Consider the following 19,010-nt stretch of genomic DNA (forward strand, 5'->3'; position numbering starts at 1 on the left):
CCTTAGTCTTGTGTAAATTCCCTTTAATGTTTTCAGGTTAATATAAGACGTTACAAATATGTTAGGCAATACTGGATATGCCTACGAAACTCTATCTCGCAACTTTACTTGGAGAGGCGGGCATGATAGCCTTGGCGGGAAAAGCCAGCCCTAACGGCTGGGTTTCCTGGCTTGGGACTCATGCCCGCAGAGGCTCCAAGTCAAGTTGCTTCACGATGCATCAAGTCTTACGACTTTTTAGCTGTAAACAATCGTTTATTCCAGTATTTATTTGATTCGACATAACTGATGAGTACGGCGCCAATCAACCTAAAAGCGGATTGGGTATTCGGGAAGATCCGGATAACTCTTTCACGCCTGCGGATCTCTTCATTCAGCCTTTCTACACCATTAGTGCTTCGTATCGACTTGCGATGGGCGATAGGAAAATTCATGTATTGGATTGAGTCTTCAAATCCCTCGTCAAGTATTTTTAATGCTTTTTGGTACTTGGGATTCTCTTCGTACTTTTCAAAGAACAGCTCTTTCAGACTTCGCACGGTGTCCATATCTTCTGCGGCAAATATGCTTTTTAGTAGACTGATTGCTTCCTGGTTGTCCTTTTTAGGGAAAGCTTCTACGATGTTGCGTTTGAAGTGGACATTGCATCGCTGCCAAGAGGTTCCTAAAAAATCCTCTTGAATGGCTTTTTTAAGACCTTCATGGGCATCGGAAACAACCAGTTTTGGTGATTGTAGACCTCTTGAAATAAGATGTTGGAAAAAGGAGGACCAACTCTTATAACTTTCGTTATGATCTACTTTCAACCCTAAGATTTCCCGACGACCTTCCTTGTCCACTCCCAAAGCGATGTAGACGGCTTTAGAGACTACACGGTTGTGCTCCCTAACTTTAATGTACATTGCGTCCACAAATAAGTAAGGATAAAAGTTTGTATTCAAAGGACGATTTGCCCATTCATTGACAATGGGATCCAGTTTCGCTGTAAGGGAGGAAACGAATGATTTTGACACACTCTTACCGCAAAGCTGTTCAACAATCTTGGTGACTTTTCGTGTTGACACCCCATTCACAACCATTTCAAGCATGGATAGAACAAGGGCTTGGTCACATCGCGCATATCTTTCAAAGACTGAGGGAGCGAAATCACCTTGGCGAGTACGGGGAACCTTCAAAGTAATCTTTCCGATACTCATGGTAAAATCACGCTCATAATATCCGTTTCGATAATCTACACGGTCGGCAGAACGCTCGTAGGACGCAGCGTTCAAGTACTCATCCCGTTCCATTTCCATGTATTCGTTCAGGACTAAAACGATTGTGGATTTGACGACAGCATCAATGTTTGAATTCATCACAGAGTCTTTTAAAACATCCATATCTAGGTTAAAATTAAGTTGGGCCATTTTCCATTCCTCCAAATGTTTATCGTGGTTGAAAACATTTTATCACAAGGGATGGAAAAGGCCTTTTCCTATTTACACAATTATATGGACTTAATCGTTTCTTGAGCGCTTGATGGAATTCTTGAGCGCTTAGCGGGTTTCTTGAGCGCTTGATGGAATTCTTGAGCGGTTAGCCGATTCCTTGAGCGTTTGATGGACTTCTTGAGCGCTTGATGGACTTCTTGAGCGCTTAGCGGGTTTCTTGAGCGCTTGATGGAATTCTTGAGCGGTTAGCGGATATCTTGAGCGTTTGATGGACTTCTTGAGCGCTTAGCGGATTCCTTGAGCGTTTGATGGGTTTCTTGAGCGCTTGATGGAATTCTTGAGCGCTTAGCGGGTTTCTTGAGCGCTTGATGGAATTCTTGAGCGGTTAGCCGATTCCTTGAGCGTTTGATGGACTTCTTGAGCGCTTGATGGACTTCTTGAGCGCTTAGCGGGTTTCTTGAGCGCTTGATGGAATTCTTGAGCGCTTAGCGGATTCCTTGAGCGGTTAGCGGATATCTTGAGCGGTTAGCGGATATCTTGAGCGCTTGATGGACTTCTTGAGCGCTTAGCGGATTCCTTGAGCGTTTGTTGGACTTCTTGAGCGTTTAGCGGATATCTTGAGCGTTTGATGGACTTCTTGAGCGCTTAGCGGATTCCTTGAGCGTTTGATGGACTTCTTGAGCGCATAGCGGATTCTTTGAGTCAAGTCCTTAGTCTTGTGTAAATTCCCTTTAATGTTTTCAGGTTAATATAAGACGTTACAAATATGTTAGGCAATACTGGATATGCCTACGAAACTCTATCTCGCAACTTTACTTGGAGAGGCGGGCATGATAGCCTTGGCGGGAAAAGCCAGCCCTAACGGCTGGGTTTCCTGGCTTGGGACTCATGCCCGCAGAGGCTCCAAGTCAAGTTGCTTCACGATGCATCAAGTCTTACGACTTTTTAGCTGTAAACAATCGTTTATTCCAGTATTTATTTGATTCGACATAACTGATGAGTACGGCGCCAATCAACCTAAAAGCGGATTGGGTATTCGGGAAGATCCGGATAACTCTTTCACGCCTGCGGATCTCTTCATTCAGCCTTTCTACACCATTAGTGCTTCGTATCGACTTGCGATGGGCGATAGGAAAATTCATGTATTGGATTGAGTCTTCAAATCCCTCGTCAAGTATTTTTAATGCTTTTTGGTACTTGGGATTCTCTTCGTACTTTTCAAAGAACAGCTCTTTCAGACTTCGCACGGTGTCCATATCTTCTGCGGCAAATATGCTTTTTAGTAGACTGATTGCTTCCTGGTTGTCCTTTTTAGGGAAAGCTTCTACGATGTTGCGTTTGAAGTGGACATTGCATCGCTGCCAAGAGGTTCCTAAAAAATCCTCTTGAATGGCTTTTTTAAGACCTTCATGGGCATCGGAAACAACCAGTTTTGGTGATTGTAGACCTCTTGAAATAAGATGTTGGAAAAAGGAGGACCAACTCTTATAACTTTCGTTATGATCTACTTTCAACCCTAAGATTTCCCGACGACCTTCCTTGTCCACTCCCAAAGCGATGTAGACGGCTTTAGAGACTACACGGTTGTGCTCCCTAACTTTAATGTACATTGCGTCCACAAATAAGTAAGGATAAAAGTTTGTATTCAAAGGACGATTTGCCCATTCATTGACAATGGGATCCAGTTTCGCTGTAAGGGAGGAAACGAATGATTTTGACACACTCTTACCGCAAAGCTGTTCAACAATCTTGGTGACTTTTCGTGTTGACACCCCATTCACAACCATTTCAAGCATGGATAGAACAAGGGCTTGGTCACATCGCGCATATCTTTCAAAGACTGAGGGAGCGAAATCACCTTGGCGAGTACGGGGAACCTTCAAAGTAATCTTTCCGATACTCATGGTAAAATCACGCTCATAATATCCGTTTCGATAATCTACACGGTCGGCAGAACGCTCGTAGGACGCAGCGTTCAAGTACTCATCCCGTTCCATTTCCATGTATTCGTTCAGGACTAAAACGATTGTGGATTTGACGACAGCATCAATGTTTGAATTCATCACAGAGTCTTTTAAAACATCCATATCTAGGTTAAAATTAAGTTGGGCCATTTTCCATTCCTCCAAATGTTTATCGTGGTTGAAAACATTTTATCACAAGGGATGGAAAAGGCCTTTTCCTATTTACACAATTATATGGACTTAATCATTCTTTGAGCGTTTGTTGGACCTCTTGAGCGCTTGATGAACTTCTTGAGCGCGAAACGGGTTTCTTGAGCGCTGTGCAGAATTCTTGAGCGCGAAACGAACTTCTTGAGCGCAACCCCTCTCATAACCTTTTTAAAATAAAAAAACTGCCGCAGAAAGTTGTTTTCGACTTTCTTGGCAGTTTCAAGTTTAAAATCAGTCAACCATATGGTCGCTTCCGAAGAAGTTTTTAAACATTTGTACAGTTGTCGCGCGGTTCATCGCAGCGATTGATGTTGTCAATGGAATGCCTTTCGGACATGCGACGACACAGTTTTGTGAGTTACCACATTCTGTGATACCGCCGTCTGACATGATTGTAGCAAGTCTTTCGTCTCTATTCATCGCGCCAGTTGGATGTGCGTTGAACAGACGAACTTGTGACAATAATGCTGGTCCGATGAAGTTAGACTTATCATTGACGTTCGGACATGCTTCAAGACAAACACCACATGTCATACATTTAGATAATTCATAAGCCCATTGACGTTTGCGTTCAGGCATACGTGGACCTTCACCAAGGTCATACGTTCCATCGATTGGAACCCAAGCTTTAATTCGTTTCAATGAATCGAACATGAATTCACGGTCGACAACAAGGTCACGGACAACAGGGAATGTTCTCATTGGTTCAAGTTTGATCGGTTGTGTCAACTGGTCAACTAAAGCTGTACAAGATTGACGTGGACGCCCGTTAATAACCATTGAACATGCACCACATACTTCTTCAAGGCAGTTCATGTCCCAGTTTACCGGTGTCGTCTTGTCCCCTTTTGCATTGACTGGGTTACGACGAATTTCCATCAATGCGGAAATGACGTTCATATTAGGTCTATAAGGGATTTCAAAACTTTCCCAATATGGTTTTGAGTCAGGTGTATCTTGACGTTGAATTTCAAACTTTACTGTTTTACTTGATACTTTCTGATCTAACACAGCTGTTTGCTCACTCATTTGTGTCAATCCTCCTTCTTCGCAGAATAGTCACGTTTACGAGGTGGAATCAAGGAAACATCTACTTCTTCATAAGAAAGGATTGGCGCAGACTTTCCATCGAACTCTGCAATTGTCGTTTTCAAGAAGTTTTCATCATCACGGTTCGGGAACTCAGGTTTGTAATGCGCGCCACGGCTTTCATTACGGTTAAGCGCTCCGAGAGTGATAACACGGGCCAAGTACAGCATGTTTTTCAATTGGCGTGTGAAAGTAGCACCTTGGTTCGACCATTGTTGCGTATCTGTAACACTGATATTTTCATAACGCTCAAGAAGCTCTTGGATTTTATCATCCGTTTGTTGAAGCTTGTCGTTGTAACGAACAACTGTCACGTTGTCAGTCATGATTTCACCAAGTTCTCTATGAAGCATATAAGCATTCTCGGTTCCATCCATCTTCAATGTCGCTTCCCACTGCTGTTGCTCTTCCTTAATAGCAGTTTCAAAAATTGTGGATGGCAATTCGTCAGCAGTGCGTTTTACGCCGCGCATATATTTAACAGCTTCCGGCCCTGCAACCATGCCACCATAAATAGCGGAAAGAAGTGAGTTAGCTCCAAGACGGTTAGCTCCGTGTTGAGAGTAGTCACATTCTCCTGCTGCAAACAATCCAGGGATGCTTGTTTGTTGCTCATAGTCAACCCATAGTCCGCCCATTGAGTAGTGGACAGCCGGGAAGATTTTCATCGGTAACTTGCGTGGATCATCACCTGTGAATTTCTCATAGATTTCAATGATACCGCCAAGTTTAATATCAAGTTCTTTCGGATCTTTATGGGAAAGGTCAAGGTATACCATGTTTTCCCCGTTAACACCCAATTTTTGATTTACACAGACATCGAAAATCTCACGCGTCGCAATATCACGCGGTACGAGGTTTCCGTAATCAGGATATTTTTCTTCAAGGAAGTACCAAGGCTTACCGTCTTTGTATGTCCAAATACGACCGCCTTCACCACGTGCAGATTCACTCATCAGACGAAGTTTATCGTCTCCCGGAATTGCAGTAGGGTGGATTTGGATGAATTCACCATTTGCATATTTAGCACCTTGCTGATAAACGATGGAAGCCGCTGAACCAGTGTTGATAACTGAGTTCGTTGATTTACCAAAGATAATACCAGGTCCGCCTGTAGCCATGATAACTGCGTCACCAGGAAATGCTTTGATTTCCATAGTTTTCATGTTCTGTGCTTTGATACCACGGCAAATTCCTTCGTCATCCATAATAATTCCAAGGAATTCCCAGTGTTCGTATTTTTGAACAAGTCCAGCGACTTCATGACGACGAACTTGCTCATCCAATGCGTATAAAAGCTGTTGGCCAGTCGTTGCGCCTGCGAAAGCCGTGCGGTGATGTAATGTACCACCAAAACGGCGGAAGTCCAATAATCCTTCAGGTGTACGGTTGAACATAACACCCATCCGGTCCATCAAGTGGATGATTCCTGGTGCTGCTTCAGCCATCGCTTTAACCGGTGGCTGGTTCGCAAGGAAGTCCCCACCGTATACAGTATCGTCAAAGTGAATTGCTGGAGAGTCACCTTCACCTTTTGTATTCACTGCGCCGTTAATGCCGCCTTGTGCACAAACGGAGTGGGAGCGTTTAACCGGAACGAGTGAGAATAAATCAACCCCGACTCCTTCTTCCGCAGCTTTGATAGCTGCCATCAAGCCTGCAAGTCCGCCGCCGACGACAATCAATCTGCCTTTTGCCATTATATTTCACTCCTCAAATTTTACATGTTCTAAAAATTACCGTATACTTCTCTCTTACACAAATGCTAGTAGAGCTTGTACACCAATTACGGAAAGAACTAAGAATGCGACAATTGTTATATATGTAACAATCGTTTGTGAGCGTGGAGATTGCGTGATTCCCCATGTGACAGCGAACGACCAAAGTCCATTAGCCAAGTGGAATGTCGCTGCTAATACACCAGCGATATAAAACACTAACATGAATGGATTTGACAGAACGTTAGCCATCATATCGAAATTCACTTCTGCGCCAAGCGCCTTTTGAATCCTTGTTTCATAAACATGCCATGCAATGAATATGACTAAGAATACACCCGTAATGCGTTGCAAGAAGAACATCCAGTTACGGAATGTACCGTAGCGCTGAACATTATTTTTCGCGGTGAAAGCTATGTACACACCATAAAATCCGTGGAACATTAAAGGTATATAGATAATGAACCACTCCAGGAACAGGACAAAAGGCAAGTTCCCCATGAAATTGGATGCAGTATTGAATGCCTCTTCACCGCGCGTTGCAAAATGGTTGATCACCAAGTGCTGAGCTACGAATAACCCAACCGGAATAACTCCGAGCAAAGAATGCAGTCGGCGCAAGTAAAAATCTGATTCTCTCGACAAGTCTTTTACCCTCCCTTGTGAATGAGATATGACCCGAAAAGTTTCGCTTTTTGTACAAATGAGGAACGATTTCGGCATGTCTCTTCATGGTACAATATGATAACATGTTCATTGTACTCCTCGCTTTTGAGGAGGTCAAGGTGATGTGAACTTTTATAGACACATTAAAAAATCATCAAATATTTAGACTTCCCCGAAAGGATTGCATGTTTTGGACAAACATACTACACACAGCGCCCCCACCCGACTCGGATACGAAATCATACGCGATCATGTCCTTCCCGGTATATTAGGTAAACATGAAGATGACATCCTTTACTGGGCAGGAAAAGACGTTGCACGGAAATTCCCGATTTTTTCAGTTGACGAATTACCAGATTTCTTTGCGGAAGCCGGTTGGGGTACCCTAACACCATTCCCTGGGAAAACATCCAAAGACGAAGCTGTTTTCATATTGAACCAAGAAGATCAGATTTTATTGGAAAAAAGATCCTATCAACTTGAAGCTGGATTCATTGCCGAACAGTTCCAGAAGCTCAACGGTGTACTTACAGAGTGCTATGGTGAAAAGGTTCCGAAAGAAAATCATATTCGGTTCCAAGTAAAATGGGATATAAAGACGAAAATTTGAAATAGGAGGGAGCTCATCTTTCGAGATGCAGCTCCCTTCATTCATCTTTCTTGAAATATTGATTTACGCTTTCAGCAACTTTTAAGGGAAGGCCCGCTTCATTCAACTCATTTACGGATGCTTCGCGTATTTTTTTCATTGAACCAAAATGCTTTAATAGAAGTTTCTTCCTTTTCGGACCAACACCCGGCAGCCCATCCAAAGCTGATGTCAATGAACTCGAATCCCTTCGTTGTCTATGGAACGTAATAACGAAGCGATGCACTTCATCCTGAATTCGCTGAAGCAGATAAAAAGCTTCGCTTGTTCGTTTCAAAGGGACGATTTCTATAGGATTCCCATACAACAATTGTGCCGTCTGATGCTTTTCATCTTTGGCAAGTCCTGCTATCGGGATGGACAATCCTAATTCATCCTCAATTACTTCACGTGCAATCTCCATCTGGCCTTTTCCACCGTCAACGATGATCAAGTCCGGCAACGGTAGATTATCCCTCAATACTCTTATATACCGCCTTCTGATCACTTCGCGCATTGCTCCATAATCGTCGTGGGCAGCGGCTGTCTTCGTTTTGTATTTCCTATAATCCTTGCGATTTGGTCTGCCATCTATGAATGATACCATCGCGGATACTGGATCGACTCCCCCCGTATGTGAGTTGTCGAAAGCTTCAATTCGTAGAGGGGTTGCAATATTCATAGCCTCCCCAAGGTCTTCACAAGCCCCGATAGTCCGTTGCTCTTGACGTTCGATGAGCTGAAACTTTTCATTCAAAGAAATTTGTGCATTTTTTATCGACAGCTTCACAAGGTCCTTTTTCTTTCCTCTTTGAGGGATAAACACATTTACGTCTAACAGCTGTTGGACAATTTCCCGATCAACGCCTTCTGGCAATAAAATCTCCTTTGGCGTGAAATGTCCTGATTTTCCATAAAACTGCCCGATAAAGGTTAGCATTTCCTCTTCCGGTTCCTGATAAAGCGGAAAAATCGAGACATCCCTTTCAATCAGTTTCCCTTGGCGGACAAAAAACACTTGTACGCACATCCAACCCTTTTCTACTGCATAGCCAAATACATCACGATCAGTGAAGTCATTCATCATCATTGTCTGTTTTTCCATGACGGCTTCAATATTTGAAATCTGATCCCGGAATTCCTTTGCCCGTTCAAACTCTAAATTCTCTGCGGCGGCGGACATCTTTTCAGTCAAATCATTTTTCACAGTTTTATAGCCGCCATTAAGGAATTTGCTAATATCATCAACCATTTCCTTATACGTTTCCTCGCCAATTTCGTTGACACAAGGGGCAAGGCATTGTCCTAAATGATAATAGAGACATACTCTATCAGGTAATTGATGACATTTTCGATAAGGATACAACCGGTCTAACAGTTTTTTCGTTTCATGGGCGGCCGTCGCATTCGGGTAAGGGCCGAAATACTTCCCTTTATCCTTTTTCAATTGTCTTGTTACGATTAACTTCGGATGACGTTCCGCGGTGATTTTCAAATAAGGGTACGTCTTATCATCTTTTAACATGATGTTGTATTTCGGATCATATTGTTTGATCATATTCAGCTCAAGTATGAGTGCTTCTATATTGGAGCCAGTAACGATATATTCAAAATCCTCGATTTCACCCACAAGCCTTTGCGTCTTGGCATCATGGCTTCCGGTGAAATAACTGCGGACCCTGTTTTTCAGGATTTTCGCTTTTCCCACATAAATGATTGTGCCTTGACGGTCCTTCATCAAGTAACAGCCCGGTAGATCAGGCAGTAAGGACAATTTATGCTCAATGATTTCATTCATCGTTCTCACCTACTAAAAAACCGGGTTCCTGTAAAGGTTCCCGGTTTAAATAAAGTCTTACGCGTGTTTTTCGATCAATTCTGCAAGTTGCTCTTTCGGTTGGAACCCGACAACTTTATCCACGATTTCTCCGTCTTTAAAAAGAACAAGAGTTGGGATAGACATGATTCCGAATTCGCCTGCAGTTGCTTGGTTTTCGTCAACATCAACTTTAACGATTTTTGCTTTTCCGTTAAGGTCGCCGTCAAGTTCTTCCAATACAGGAGCAATCATTTTACAAGGTCCGCACCATGTTGCCCAGAAGTCAACAAGTACAAGTCCGTCTTTTGTTTGGTCTTTAAAGTCTGCATCAGTCGCGTGAACTATAGCCATTTTAATCTTCCTCCTTTAGTAAATCCAACTATGTCTGCATTATAGCATGATGATTTCGTACGGGCGAAATATCTGCTTCTACTTATTATAAGACTGTTTCCATGGAAGTGCCTGACTTCCCATAGAACGCGGTGGACTTCTTATAGAAGTGTCCTGACCCCTTATACTAATGCGTTGGACTTCCCACCGGTAAGTGCAACTAACCTGAAATGGGGAAAGGAAGATCCCTTTCCTAACGTCCGGAAAGAAATCAAAAATGGCCCTTGGCCACTTCATCCTCTTGGTTTCCTAATGTTGATGAATTACGGGTTTTGTTTATGATTCTGACATCAAGGGAGGCCGGGAATCATCATAAACATAGCGCGCCTTCCCCCCTGAGTTGATTGTCAAGGACTTTGTCTAAATCAATAAGATATACCATTTATCAGGTGGATGTAAGATCGATGTGTTAAACGATCAGCTAACTTAGCTGTCATTTTTTCATTTTCAAAGATGATTGGTCCATTCTGTGAATTCCAAATTGGTGGTAACGTCGGCGCAAGCAAATCGAAAAAATTTAAAAAATTCCAAAGTTTCCAGAAGGATTTGTAGTTACTGATGTAGAATACTTAAGGTAAGGGGAATAGCCAATTACTATGAGGGGGAGAAATAGGTGAATTTACTATTACATTCTTTTTTAATTGTTATTTTGTCTTTGAGCAGTATCTCCAAACTAAAAGATCTAAATTCTTTTAAGCAAACAATAGCTAACCTAGGCTTTCAACGTAAATTAATTAATATGTTAGCTTATTTAATCCCGTTATTAGAATTAATAAGTGTTATTTTGCTCTTTACCAATAAGCCCTACGTTGGGTTTCTGTTAATTTTATTACTATCTGTATGTTTTATAACTGTAATTCTATATACTTTGAAAACCGCAAAAAAAATCAAATGTAATTGTTTTGGAAATTTAACTGAAGATATTATCGGATTAAAAACGTTTATCCATGTATTAATTTTAGCTATTCCATCAATTTATCTCCTTTTAAAAGCAAATAGTCCTTTATGGTCAAACACTTTTATTGAGATTTGGCATTCATTACTATCTAATTCTGGCATAATAGTTATTTATCTTTTAGTAAATTCTATTAATAACTACAATAAAGCAATAAAAGCCAATTCATTTTGAAGGAGAGGGTTTAATGTTTTTTTACTCTTATACAATACTTTGGATAATAATAATCATTTTATCATTATCAGTTTTAATATTATTTAAGAAGTTAGCTCCCCCAAAACCTAGTCTCGATATGGAGGAGTTAGGTCTAGATAAAGGAATGAAAACACCAATTACAAACTTAAACGGATTAAAAAAAGAAAACGTAAATTTATTGGAACCAAAAAAGATTGGAACAGTATTAATATATCTTTCTGTGAACTGCGGCGCCTGTGCAAATGTTTTACGTGACATTTCAAATTACGTGACAGATCACACTAACTTATCAGTTGTGATTTTTATGAAAGGTGAAAATGAACGTGAAATAATTAATAAAGTTGGTGATCTAAATAATCAAATACCAATAATTTTCCTTACAGAAGAACATATTGGGTTGTTCAAAATTTCATTATTTCCATTTGCCTATTTTTTGTCATCCAAAGGCGTTGTCTTAGCTAAAGGGGGAGTACCAGCTGGAAGGAGACATCTAGAATTATTAACCCATTTAGCTATGTCAGGCAATAGATCTATATAACTTGAAGGGAGGTGAACTGATATGGAATGGTTATGTTATGAGTACTGCAGTATAGACAAATGTAATTCTGTTTATTACTACTTGTATAGTAAATGTCGCTTGATGGATGCAGAAGGAACTATTTATGAAACTAAGATTACTAACTATGGATGTATATGTTAACGGGAATTTTTACACGTAAAGACGGGGTTCGGCGCCCTGTCTTTTTTAAATCGAAAGGAAGGTGTTTAAAATAAAGTATGTGTATAAATCATTAGATATAATCTGGATAAATGAAAGAACATGGCTAATATTAAGTATGTTAAATAGCATACTACTGGGTCTTGTTCCCATCTCAACAGTATGGGTTCTACAAAAAGTAATTAATTCTGTAATGGTTTTAATTGAGAAATCATCGACTGATTATCTAATTCCTTTAACTTGGCTAATTCTTCAGTTTTCCCTGTCTTTAATAAATTCTATTATTCAGGAGTTTCAAATTTACATTGACAGAAAGGCAGAGGAAAGATTAGAAATAACACTTCAACAACTTGTTTTGCAAAAGGTAATATCAGTGCCAATTTTCTACTTTGACTTACCGGACTTTTACAACAAATTAAACAGAATTTCTGCTAATCTAGGAGGAAGGTTTTTAAACCCTATTCGAGGATTGATAACAATTCTAAAAGGTACCATCACAGTTATAAGTCTCTTTATATACCTATATTCTATTCACTGGAGTTTAAGTACTATGAGTCTGTTAGCGGCATTTCCGATACTGTTAATACAAAGAAAATTAGGGTTAAAACAGTATTTACTTGCTTTTCATAACACACCTATATTCAGGGAGATCCAATACCTTCAATTTATGATGCGTGATCGAAATACATCTAAAGAAATACGTCTATTTATGCTTGGTGAATATTTTATATCTAAATGGTTAAACAAAAGCAAGCAAATGCTATCTAAAACATTGCTATTAATGCGAAAAGGACAAATATATGCAATCGTCGGTGAAGGAATTTCAGCATTTTTTTATCTGTTAGCGGCATTAGTTATAATACTATTAATACAGAATCAGTCTTTGACTGTAGGAGAGTTTGTTGCAGTAGGTCAAGCAGTCCAAAATACACAGTCTTCGTTTAATGGGATTGCTAAGCGCCTTGGCGCATTCAAGGAAGAGGCATTACGCATAAGTGATTATTTTTTATTTACCAACTTTACACACGCTGATGATAATAAACCTAAAGGTATAAAGAGTTTCCCTAAATTACGTGAAGGAATTACCTTTAAAAATGTTAGCTATAAATATATAAATAGTGATGTTCAAATTTTAAATAATATATGTTTACACGTCAAACCTGGACAAAAAGTTGCAATTGTTGGTGAAAATGGTTCCGGTAAAACTACATTTGTAAAGTGTTTAAGTGGACTTTACCCCTTAACAAAAGGGGAAATTTATTTTGATGATACGGAAATTTGCTCAATACAGGATACAGAAATATACAGTAATATTTCTGTTGTTTTTCAGGATTTTATCAAATATCCATATACCGTCAAAGAAAATATCTTCTTCGGAAACATTAACAAGGATTTGGAAATGAGTGAAATAGAAGAGGTTGCTAAAAAGGCTGGAGTTCATGATTTTACATCAAAGTTTCCAAATGGGTATGAAACCTTCTTAGGAAGAATTTTTAAGGAAGGAGAAGATATCTCAGGGGGACAATGGCAGAGGATAGCATTAGCTAGATCACTATTTAAGAATGGACAAATATTTATTTTAGACGAGCCAACTGCTTCTTTGGATCCAATAGCCGAGTTGGAAGTATTCGAGAGGTTTGAACATCTTACTAAAGATAAAACCACTTTTTTCATATCTCATAGAATGGCTTCAGCCAAAATTGCTGATATTATTCTGGTTTTCAAAAAGGGTGAAATAGTAGAATCGGGTAAACATGATTATTTAATGGAAGTTAAGGGAGAATATTTCAATCTATATAATAAGCAAGCAAAATGGTACACAACCGATCAGAAGACTAAAGAAGGTAACTTACAAAAGCAGTCTATATCATAAAATTGCGGATGACCCTATCAGGAGTTCATACAAGTATGTGGAACTAACAGGTGTGATCCCCATTTTCTGATATTAAGACCAAACACGTTGTGCACAATTTGGCAGTCCACTCAGGCAACGATAACCTTACCTAAGTCATTTCAGGTTTCTCCTCTTATATAAAAAATTACGATATCAAATTGAGTGAAATATTAAATCCGGAATTATGAGGCATTATCACTTCCATAATAAATAAAAGTTGGGAAGTGAAACAGTATGAAATTAGTGAAATATCGCTATTAGAAATAAGCCTAAGTCATTTTAACACCGACACAGTGAAAGAAAGGGAACCTTTAAGCACGTCTGAATTATAGGTCTTTAGGGCATTCCCCTCCTGTTAAAATTTTTTCCTATTGTCTTTTGGCGTTAATTTCCCAATTGAGATCATCTTTTAAATATAGCGCATAAGTCATTACAAAGTACAAATCGACTTCACCATTTATATATGCTGTTTCCAATGCTTCAAAATTTTTCAAAGTTATATAATTGAGTAACTCCTCTTCGGAAATACCTTGTAATTCCGCGATTTCTAACATGCTTTTGTCTTTTCTTAGTTGAAAATATTTTGTTTCGGATATATTAAGGAAGCTAGATAATGACGCAAAATCTGTTTTGTAACTGAAGACTATTTCTCCATCTGAATCATCTGTTTTGTAACCGAAGACTATTTCTCCATCTGAATCGTCTGTTTTATTACCGAATACTACTTCTTCAACTGAATCATCTGTTTTGTAATTAGGATCTAATTCTTCTACGGAATCATATGTTCCAATCACTGATTTCACTATTGAATCTCCCGCTAAAATAGTTGGTTCAGCAAAAATAAGATAAAACATCCCGATTAAGATAATTAACGTTATTTTCTTCAATAAATACAATCCCTTCAGCATTTAGTACTGTTTAGTATTGTAAATTAATGTTTTTTTTATACAACAACAGACATTTTTTTGTTGGATTATTGATAAGTTATATGATAGCCTTCGCAGGCAAAGCCAGCCCTTCATATAGCTGGCTTCTTGGCTTGGTACTCATACCTACAAAGGCTCAAATTGCAACATTGTGTAGTTGCAATTGCAATCTTAAGCATTATGATTTTGCAAAATACAACTAGAACGTGTTCTGTTCTAATGACATTACGTTTTATTGATAACAATGGCTCTCTGTCCCGCAGTAACACGGCCGCCCAATCAATACGTAATCACTGCTATCCACGACATCTATCCTAACAAAGGGAGATAATGAGTCGATAAGGCCCTCAATCAATGAACTAACAACTTGGCAACGAGTTGCTGGCATGATCGTCTTGGCTGGAAAAGTCAGCATGTATGTTGCTGGTTTCTTGCTAAAGACATAAGCCAGCGTAGGATCGTTGTCAACTATTAACCAGCCCATGCCACTTTGAAATCATACACTTAAAAAGGGCTATTCCCCCGGTGTGCAGGCAAAACATTTAAATTTTGAACGAACCTTTGCCCCACTGGCTCAGATGTACGCAAAGTGTGGCGCGAAAATCCGCACTATTAGCTCACTCTGTCCGCAATACTCACTAAAGGCTTTTTGAAGGAAATCGCTGCAAGCTTTTTTGTTCTATTTATATGTATACTTAAATTATTTGATAAATATCTGCTTTGTTCAAGCTTAAAGATAATGGGGAGCAGACTATCATTTTTTCGAATGAAGTTATTCCGACTTGGAATAATGGTAGTAAAATAGTAGAGTTGATACTGTAAAAAGACTTTTTGCTCCAACTGTCGTAAATCACCTTCTTTACTCGTAGGGATGTAAATAAAAATATTTGAGTAGCCCATTGTAGCGATTGCACAGGGATCTGGTTTGAATGGCAAAATAGAGCACTCCAATGAAAGTTGGAAAAGTGGATTGTATATAATAGCAATCAATTTTCTCACAAGCGATTTATAAACTAAGTACAAGAGAAATCCTTGTGGATAGGAATTCTCACAGGGATATTTTTATATAATAATGAATGCCTATATAATCCCCATGTAACCGTCAAAATGTGATTATACATTCCCTGCCCCCTTCCCTGTATCTAATAAATACATAGTGATTTAAAGAGATTCCGTGGCCATACTTTTGATAGGTTTTTTTGGCAAATTCCCCTTTGACGACAGCATAAAGCCCCTTCCATAAAGTCCCTTCCATGTTACTTTACCTACAATTATTTCAGTACATTTTAATCCAGACAAAGGATTTTTTTGACCTATTAAGTTTTAAAAAGATTATTTTTTTATGTTTAAAAAAGAAATATTTGCTAACACTGTTAACAGAATATAATATTCCAAGGTTAACAGAAAGGTAGATGTCATATGTCACCACCAAAAAAGTATTGGGTTAGCGAAAATCAACTAATTCATCATGAGACGAGGAAAATCTTCAACGAATACCTGCTTAGTTTAAAGCTGGAAAATAAAGCAGAAGCGACGGTCTCAAAGTATCGAAGTATCATCGAGAAGTTTTTAGCTGAGTGTACCGTACCAATAGGAGAGTTAACTGCCGAAGATGTATTGGCCTGGTTTCTTCAGTATTCAATCAATAAAAAACCAAAGACCATTGACTTGGTACTTGCATGTCTTTCCTCGTTCTTCACATTCTGCTTGGCAGAAGAGTATATGGAGACCGTAGTAATAAAAAATCGTTGGCGACCTAAGATCCCCAACTCCTTACCAAACTATCTCAATGAGCAAGAATATGCCCGAGTCAAGTTAGCCGCAGAAAAATTATCGATCCGGGATCGAGCAGTTATTCTATTTCTCTTTTCTTCCGGTGTGCGTCGCTCTGAGGTGGCCCAATTAACGATTCAAGATGTGAACTTGGATAAACGAACGGTAGAAGTAGTAGGAAAGGGAAAGAAAATACGACATGTTCATATTTCTGAAGAGTGTGCCCTTGTATTACGTGAATATCTGCAAACTCGTACAGCGGACGAAAGCGAGCCTTTATTTCTGAATAAATTTAAACAGCATCTCGGGGCACAAGGAATCTATAAAATTACTACATCTTTAGGCAATCAGGCTGGATTGAAAAGAAGATTGAATCCGCATTCCTGTCGTCATACCTTTGCAACAAACATGCTGGCAAGAGGCGCGGAATTGGAGTTTATAGCGGATGAAATGGGGCACGTGGACTTGAACACCACGCGCGTCTATGCACGGATTCCAAGCGAAGAAATGATGATTACCTATCAAAATATAATGGGGTGAAGAAATTGAATCAAGTCATTGAAGAGTTTTTTAATGAACACCACGCACGTTTCAGTCCAGAAACCACTAGAAGCTACCGAATCTCTTTGCAACAATTTTTTACTTTCCGTTCGAAGCCTTATGATGAAATCAAAACCACAGATATCCGTGCATGGCTCGCATCAATGGAAGATGAAGGGCTGAAGCCAAAGTCCATCAACCTGAAACTAACCGCGCTTAAATCGTTTTATCGCTATTGCATGGAAGAGGACAAGCTGAAGAAAAATCCTACCTTCACGGTCAAATCACCGAAACTGGATGATTCCTTGCCCTACTATCTAAACAGACGGCAACTTACGCTTCTCCAGGAGTTGACCAGGCCAGATCCAAAGGAGCGCGCAATGGTGGAGGCCCTTTATGCAACTGGATGCAGGATAAGTGAGTTGTTGAATATCAAGCTATCTGATGTGAAATGGGATACCTGTCAAATTTGGATACGAGAAGGGAAAGGAAACAAAGAACGATTCGTTTTGTTTACGTATGAATGTGCTGTCCGCCTAAAAACGTACCTGGCAACACGAAAGATCGTGAGCGACTATTTATTCTGCAATGAAAAGGGTGAACGGTTGGATCAGGACGGCGTTCAAAAGAATTTTCGGGACTACTCGAAGACGTTGGGCTTTAAAGTAACCCCCCATACCATGCGGCATACGTTCGCGGCACATCTAGCAGAAAAAAAGATGCCGCCGAGTCAAATTCAGGATTTGCTCGGGCACGTGAATTTCAATAGCACACGGATATATACGCGCCTCATGAATGATGCCCGTAAGAAAATGTATGATCAATATCAATAGAATGAATGAATGAATACTTCAGATTACAAGAAACCTATTAAAACATCCCATCAAGTGCTTAGTATAAATCCATGGACATAATCTCGCCGTATGACACTGCCGATTGATACCGTTTAGCCCTCAAAATTTAAAAATGGAGCGAGGAAAAATGTAAATAGGGAATATACAGTAACACCCGATTTCAAGGTTACACCACCAACGATACTCCATATGTTTGTGGCGCATTTGACCGAGTGGAATGTGCTGAAAAGTCACATCCAAGAACTACTTTGATCAAATAAACATCAACAGTACGCGTATCTATACCTGCCCATGGAACATGCACGCAAAAAACAATATGAAGCTATCAAAGATAAAAGAAGGGGAAGCCGATGAAAACATATTGGGTATTAAAAGTTGAATTACCAAATCCAGAAAACCAAAAAGTGATCAATGAATATCTATTAAGTCTGAAATTAGCCAACCAAAGTTTTCACACCATCAACAACCTACGTTATTTTTATCAAAAGTTTTTTAAAGAGCAGAATGAATCCTACGCGGATCTCCATTCGGATTTGATTCAAGAATGGTTCATCAAGCACGATACGGGACGAACGAAAAATACCATCAGGTTTCATCTATGCGCCCTTTCCACTTTCTATGCGTTTTGTGTAGAAGAAGGGTATCTAGTGAAATCACCGATTAAATCACGCTGGTTTCCACGGAATTCGAAGCCGATACCCAAATACTTGAACAAAGAGGAGATTGCGATTACCCGCAGACAGGCTGAGCATTTCACTCTCCGTGATCGGGCGATCGTGGAATTTTTCGTGACTTCAGGTTGCCGCGTAGGTGAGGCACATCGTCTAAATAAAACGGATCTCGATTTTGAAAACCGGACAGCGCGTGTCATGGGGAAAGGAGCAAAGATTCGCCAAGTCCACTTTACGGAGAAAGCTGGTCTTCTGTTGGAACGGTACCTGGAATCCCGGACGGATAGTCACCCTGCCCTTTTCGTTTCGAGTAAGGCCAATGTCACCCGACTATCAACCAATTGGATCGGGAAGCGGATGAATATGCTGGGGAAAACTGCCGAGCTATCAGGCTCCCTCCATCCCCATCGGTTTCGCCATACCTTCGCGACGGAATTGCTGGCCAAAGGGGCTGACCTCATGTTCATCGCGGATGAATTGGGGCATTCCGATCTACGGACAACACAGATCTATGCCAGGCTCCCGAAAGCGGAAATCATCTCGATGTATCGTAAGTATATGGGATAAGGA

The 19,010-nt window shown here is 39.9% G+C and carries 18 protein-coding genes; 7 read left to right on the forward strand and 11 right to left on the reverse strand.

Annotated features, from left to right (window positions below):
- Nucleotides 1-227 precede the first annotated feature (227 nt).
- The 7 genes from NSQ43_RS12945 to NSQ43_RS12975 all read right to left on the reverse strand — a co-directional run bounded on the left by NSQ43_RS12945 (nt 228) and on the right by NSQ43_RS12975 (nt 7,056).
- Nucleotides 228-1,406: an IS256 family transposase gene (locus tag NSQ43_RS12945; RefSeq protein WP_339250818.1), complete on the reverse strand. Its 1,179-nt coding sequence runs from the start codon at nt 1,404-1,406 to the stop codon at nt 228-230.
- A gap of 589 nt (nt 1,407-1,995) precedes the next feature.
- Nucleotides 1,996-2,136: a hypothetical protein gene (locus NSQ43_RS12950; RefSeq protein ID WP_339250819.1), complete on the reverse strand. Its 141-nt coding sequence runs from the start codon at nt 2,134-2,136 to the stop codon at nt 1,996-1,998.
- A 229-nt stretch (nt 2,137-2,365) separates the two neighbouring features.
- Complete coding sequence (locus tag NSQ43_RS12955) at nt 2,366-3,544, reverse strand: IS256 family transposase (protein ID WP_339250818.1); 1,179 nt, start codon at nt 3,542-3,544, stop codon at nt 2,366-2,368.
- A gap of 80 nt (nt 3,545-3,624) precedes the next feature.
- Nucleotides 3,625-3,843, reverse strand: a complete 219-nt coding sequence (locus NSQ43_RS12960) for a hypothetical protein (RefSeq protein ID WP_339250820.1) — start codon at nt 3,841-3,843, stop codon at nt 3,625-3,627.
- On the reverse strand, nt 3,836-4,633 hold the full coding sequence (gene sdhB / locus NSQ43_RS12965; protein WP_339250821.1) for a succinate dehydrogenase iron-sulfur subunit: 798 nt from the start codon (nt 4,631-4,633) through the stop codon (nt 3,836-3,838). The genes NSQ43_RS12960 and sdhB overlap by 8 nt, the downstream gene beginning before the upstream one ends.
- A 5-nt stretch (nt 4,634-4,638) precedes the next feature.
- Nucleotides 4,639-6,393 carry a succinate dehydrogenase flavoprotein subunit gene (gene sdhA, locus NSQ43_RS12970; protein ID WP_339250823.1) on the reverse strand — a complete coding sequence of 585 codons (1,755 nt, stop codon included), beginning with the start codon at nt 6,391-6,393 and terminating at the stop codon, nt 4,639-4,641.
- Between the two features lie 54 nt (nt 6,394-6,447).
- Nucleotides 6,448-7,056: a succinate dehydrogenase cytochrome b558 subunit gene (locus NSQ43_RS12975; protein ID WP_339250825.1), complete on the reverse strand. Its 609-nt coding sequence runs from the start codon at nt 7,054-7,056 to the stop codon at nt 6,448-6,450.
- A 211-nt stretch (nt 7,057-7,267) separates the two neighbouring features.
- On the opposite strand from NSQ43_RS12975, the gene NSQ43_RS12980 reads away from it, so the two are divergent.
- Nucleotides 7,268-7,687 (forward strand): YslB family protein, encoded by a 420-nt coding sequence (locus NSQ43_RS12980; protein ID WP_339250827.1) that lies wholly within the window; start codon nt 7,268-7,270, stop codon nt 7,685-7,687.
- 37 nt (nt 7,688-7,724) lie between these two features.
- Here the strand turns inward: NSQ43_RS12980 and uvrC are convergent, their stop codons facing one another.
- A complete protein-coding gene (uvrC, locus tag NSQ43_RS12985) occupies nt 7,725-9,503 on the reverse strand; it encodes an excinuclease ABC subunit UvrC (protein ID WP_339250828.1) in 1,779 nt (592 codons plus the stop codon).
- Between the two features lie 57 nt (nt 9,504-9,560).
- Nucleotides 9,561-9,875 (reverse strand): thioredoxin, encoded by a 315-nt coding sequence (trxA, locus tag NSQ43_RS12990; RefSeq protein WP_339250829.1) that lies wholly within the window; start codon nt 9,873-9,875, stop codon nt 9,561-9,563.
- 652 nt (nt 9,876-10,527) lie between these two features.
- On the opposite strand from trxA, the gene NSQ43_RS12995 reads away from it, so the two are divergent.
- The 3 genes from NSQ43_RS12995 to NSQ43_RS13005 all read left to right on the forward strand — a co-directional run bounded on the left by NSQ43_RS12995 (nt 10,528) and on the right by NSQ43_RS13005 (nt 13,655).
- Entirely contained in the window at nt 10,528-11,043 is a 516-nt protein-coding gene (locus NSQ43_RS12995; protein ID WP_339250830.1) for a MauE/DoxX family redox-associated membrane protein, read from the forward strand.
- Nucleotides 11,044-11,056: 13 nt separating this feature from the next.
- Nucleotides 11,057-11,602 carry a hypothetical protein gene (locus tag NSQ43_RS13000; protein ID WP_339250832.1) on the forward strand — a complete coding sequence of 182 codons (546 nt, stop codon included), beginning with the start codon at nt 11,057-11,059 and terminating at the stop codon, nt 11,600-11,602.
- Nucleotides 11,603-11,825: 223 nt separating this feature from the next.
- A complete protein-coding gene (locus tag NSQ43_RS13005; RefSeq protein WP_339250834.1) occupies nt 11,826-13,655 on the forward strand; it encodes an ABC transporter ATP-binding protein in 1,830 nt (609 codons plus the stop codon).
- 389 nt (nt 13,656-14,044) lie between these two features.
- Here NSQ43_RS13005 and NSQ43_RS13010 read toward each other — a convergent pair whose 3' ends face one another.
- Both NSQ43_RS13010 and NSQ43_RS13015 read right to left on the reverse strand, forming a co-directional pair.
- On the reverse strand, nt 14,045-14,563 hold the full coding sequence (locus NSQ43_RS13010; protein WP_339250835.1) for a hypothetical protein: 519 nt from the start codon (nt 14,561-14,563) through the stop codon (nt 14,045-14,047).
- Between the two features lie 651 nt (nt 14,564-15,214).
- Complete coding sequence (locus tag NSQ43_RS13015) at nt 15,215-15,538, reverse strand: hypothetical protein (protein ID WP_339250836.1); 324 nt, start codon at nt 15,536-15,538, stop codon at nt 15,215-15,217.
- 483 nt (nt 15,539-16,021) lie between these two features.
- Here NSQ43_RS13015 and NSQ43_RS13020 point away from each other — a divergent pair, with 483 nt between their 5' ends.
- The 3 genes from NSQ43_RS13020 (at nt 16,022) to NSQ43_RS13030 (ending at nt 19,007) form a co-directional block, all read left to right on the forward strand.
- Nucleotides 16,022-16,915, forward strand: a complete 894-nt coding sequence (locus NSQ43_RS13020; RefSeq protein ID WP_339250838.1) for a tyrosine-type recombinase/integrase — start codon at nt 16,022-16,024, stop codon at nt 16,913-16,915.
- Nucleotides 16,916-16,920: 5 nt separating this feature from the next.
- Nucleotides 16,921-17,748: a site-specific tyrosine recombinase/integron integrase gene (gene xerA / locus NSQ43_RS13025; protein WP_339250840.1), complete on the forward strand. Its 828-nt coding sequence runs from the start codon at nt 16,921-16,923 to the stop codon at nt 17,746-17,748.
- A gap of 371 nt (nt 17,749-18,119) precedes the next feature.
- Nucleotides 18,120-19,007 (forward strand): tyrosine-type recombinase/integrase, encoded by an 888-nt coding sequence (locus NSQ43_RS13030; RefSeq protein ID WP_339250842.1) that lies wholly within the window; start codon nt 18,120-18,122, stop codon nt 19,005-19,007.
- Nucleotides 19,008-19,010: the final 3 nt, after the last annotated feature.

Source organism: Sporosarcina sp. FSL W8-0480 (genome assembly GCF_037963765.1).
Taxonomy (GTDB): Bacteria; Bacillota; Bacilli; order Bacillales_A; family Planococcaceae; genus Sporosarcina.

Coding starts and splice junctions, on each gene's coding strand:
- NSQ43_RS13020 (WP_339250838.1), top strand. CDS start 16,022: ATGTCACCACCAAAAAAGTATTGGGTTAGCGAAAATCAACTAATTCAT.
- trxA (WP_339250829.1), bottom strand. CDS start 9,875: ATGGCTATAGTTCACGCGACTGATGCAGACTTTAAAGACCAAACAAAA.
- uvrC (WP_339250828.1), bottom strand. CDS start 9,503: ATGAATGAAATCATTGAGCATAAATTGTCCTTACTGCCTGATCTACCG.
- NSQ43_RS13030 (WP_339250842.1), top strand. CDS start 18,120: ATGAAAACATATTGGGTATTAAAAGTTGAATTACCAAATCCAGAAAAC.
- NSQ43_RS12945 (WP_339250818.1), bottom strand. CDS start 1,406: ATGGCCCAACTTAATTTTAACCTAGATATGGATGTTTTAAAAGACTCT.
- sdhB (WP_339250821.1), bottom strand. CDS start 4,633: ATGAGTGAGCAAACAGCTGTGTTAGATCAGAAAGTATCAAGTAAAACA.
- NSQ43_RS13000 (WP_339250832.1), top strand. CDS start 11,057: ATGTTTTTTTACTCTTATACAATACTTTGGATAATAATAATCATTTTA.
- NSQ43_RS12955 (WP_339250818.1), bottom strand. CDS start 3,544: ATGGCCCAACTTAATTTTAACCTAGATATGGATGTTTTAAAAGACTCT.
- sdhA (WP_339250823.1), bottom strand. CDS start 6,393: ATGGCAAAAGGCAGATTGATTGTCGTCGGCGGCGGACTTGCAGGCTTG.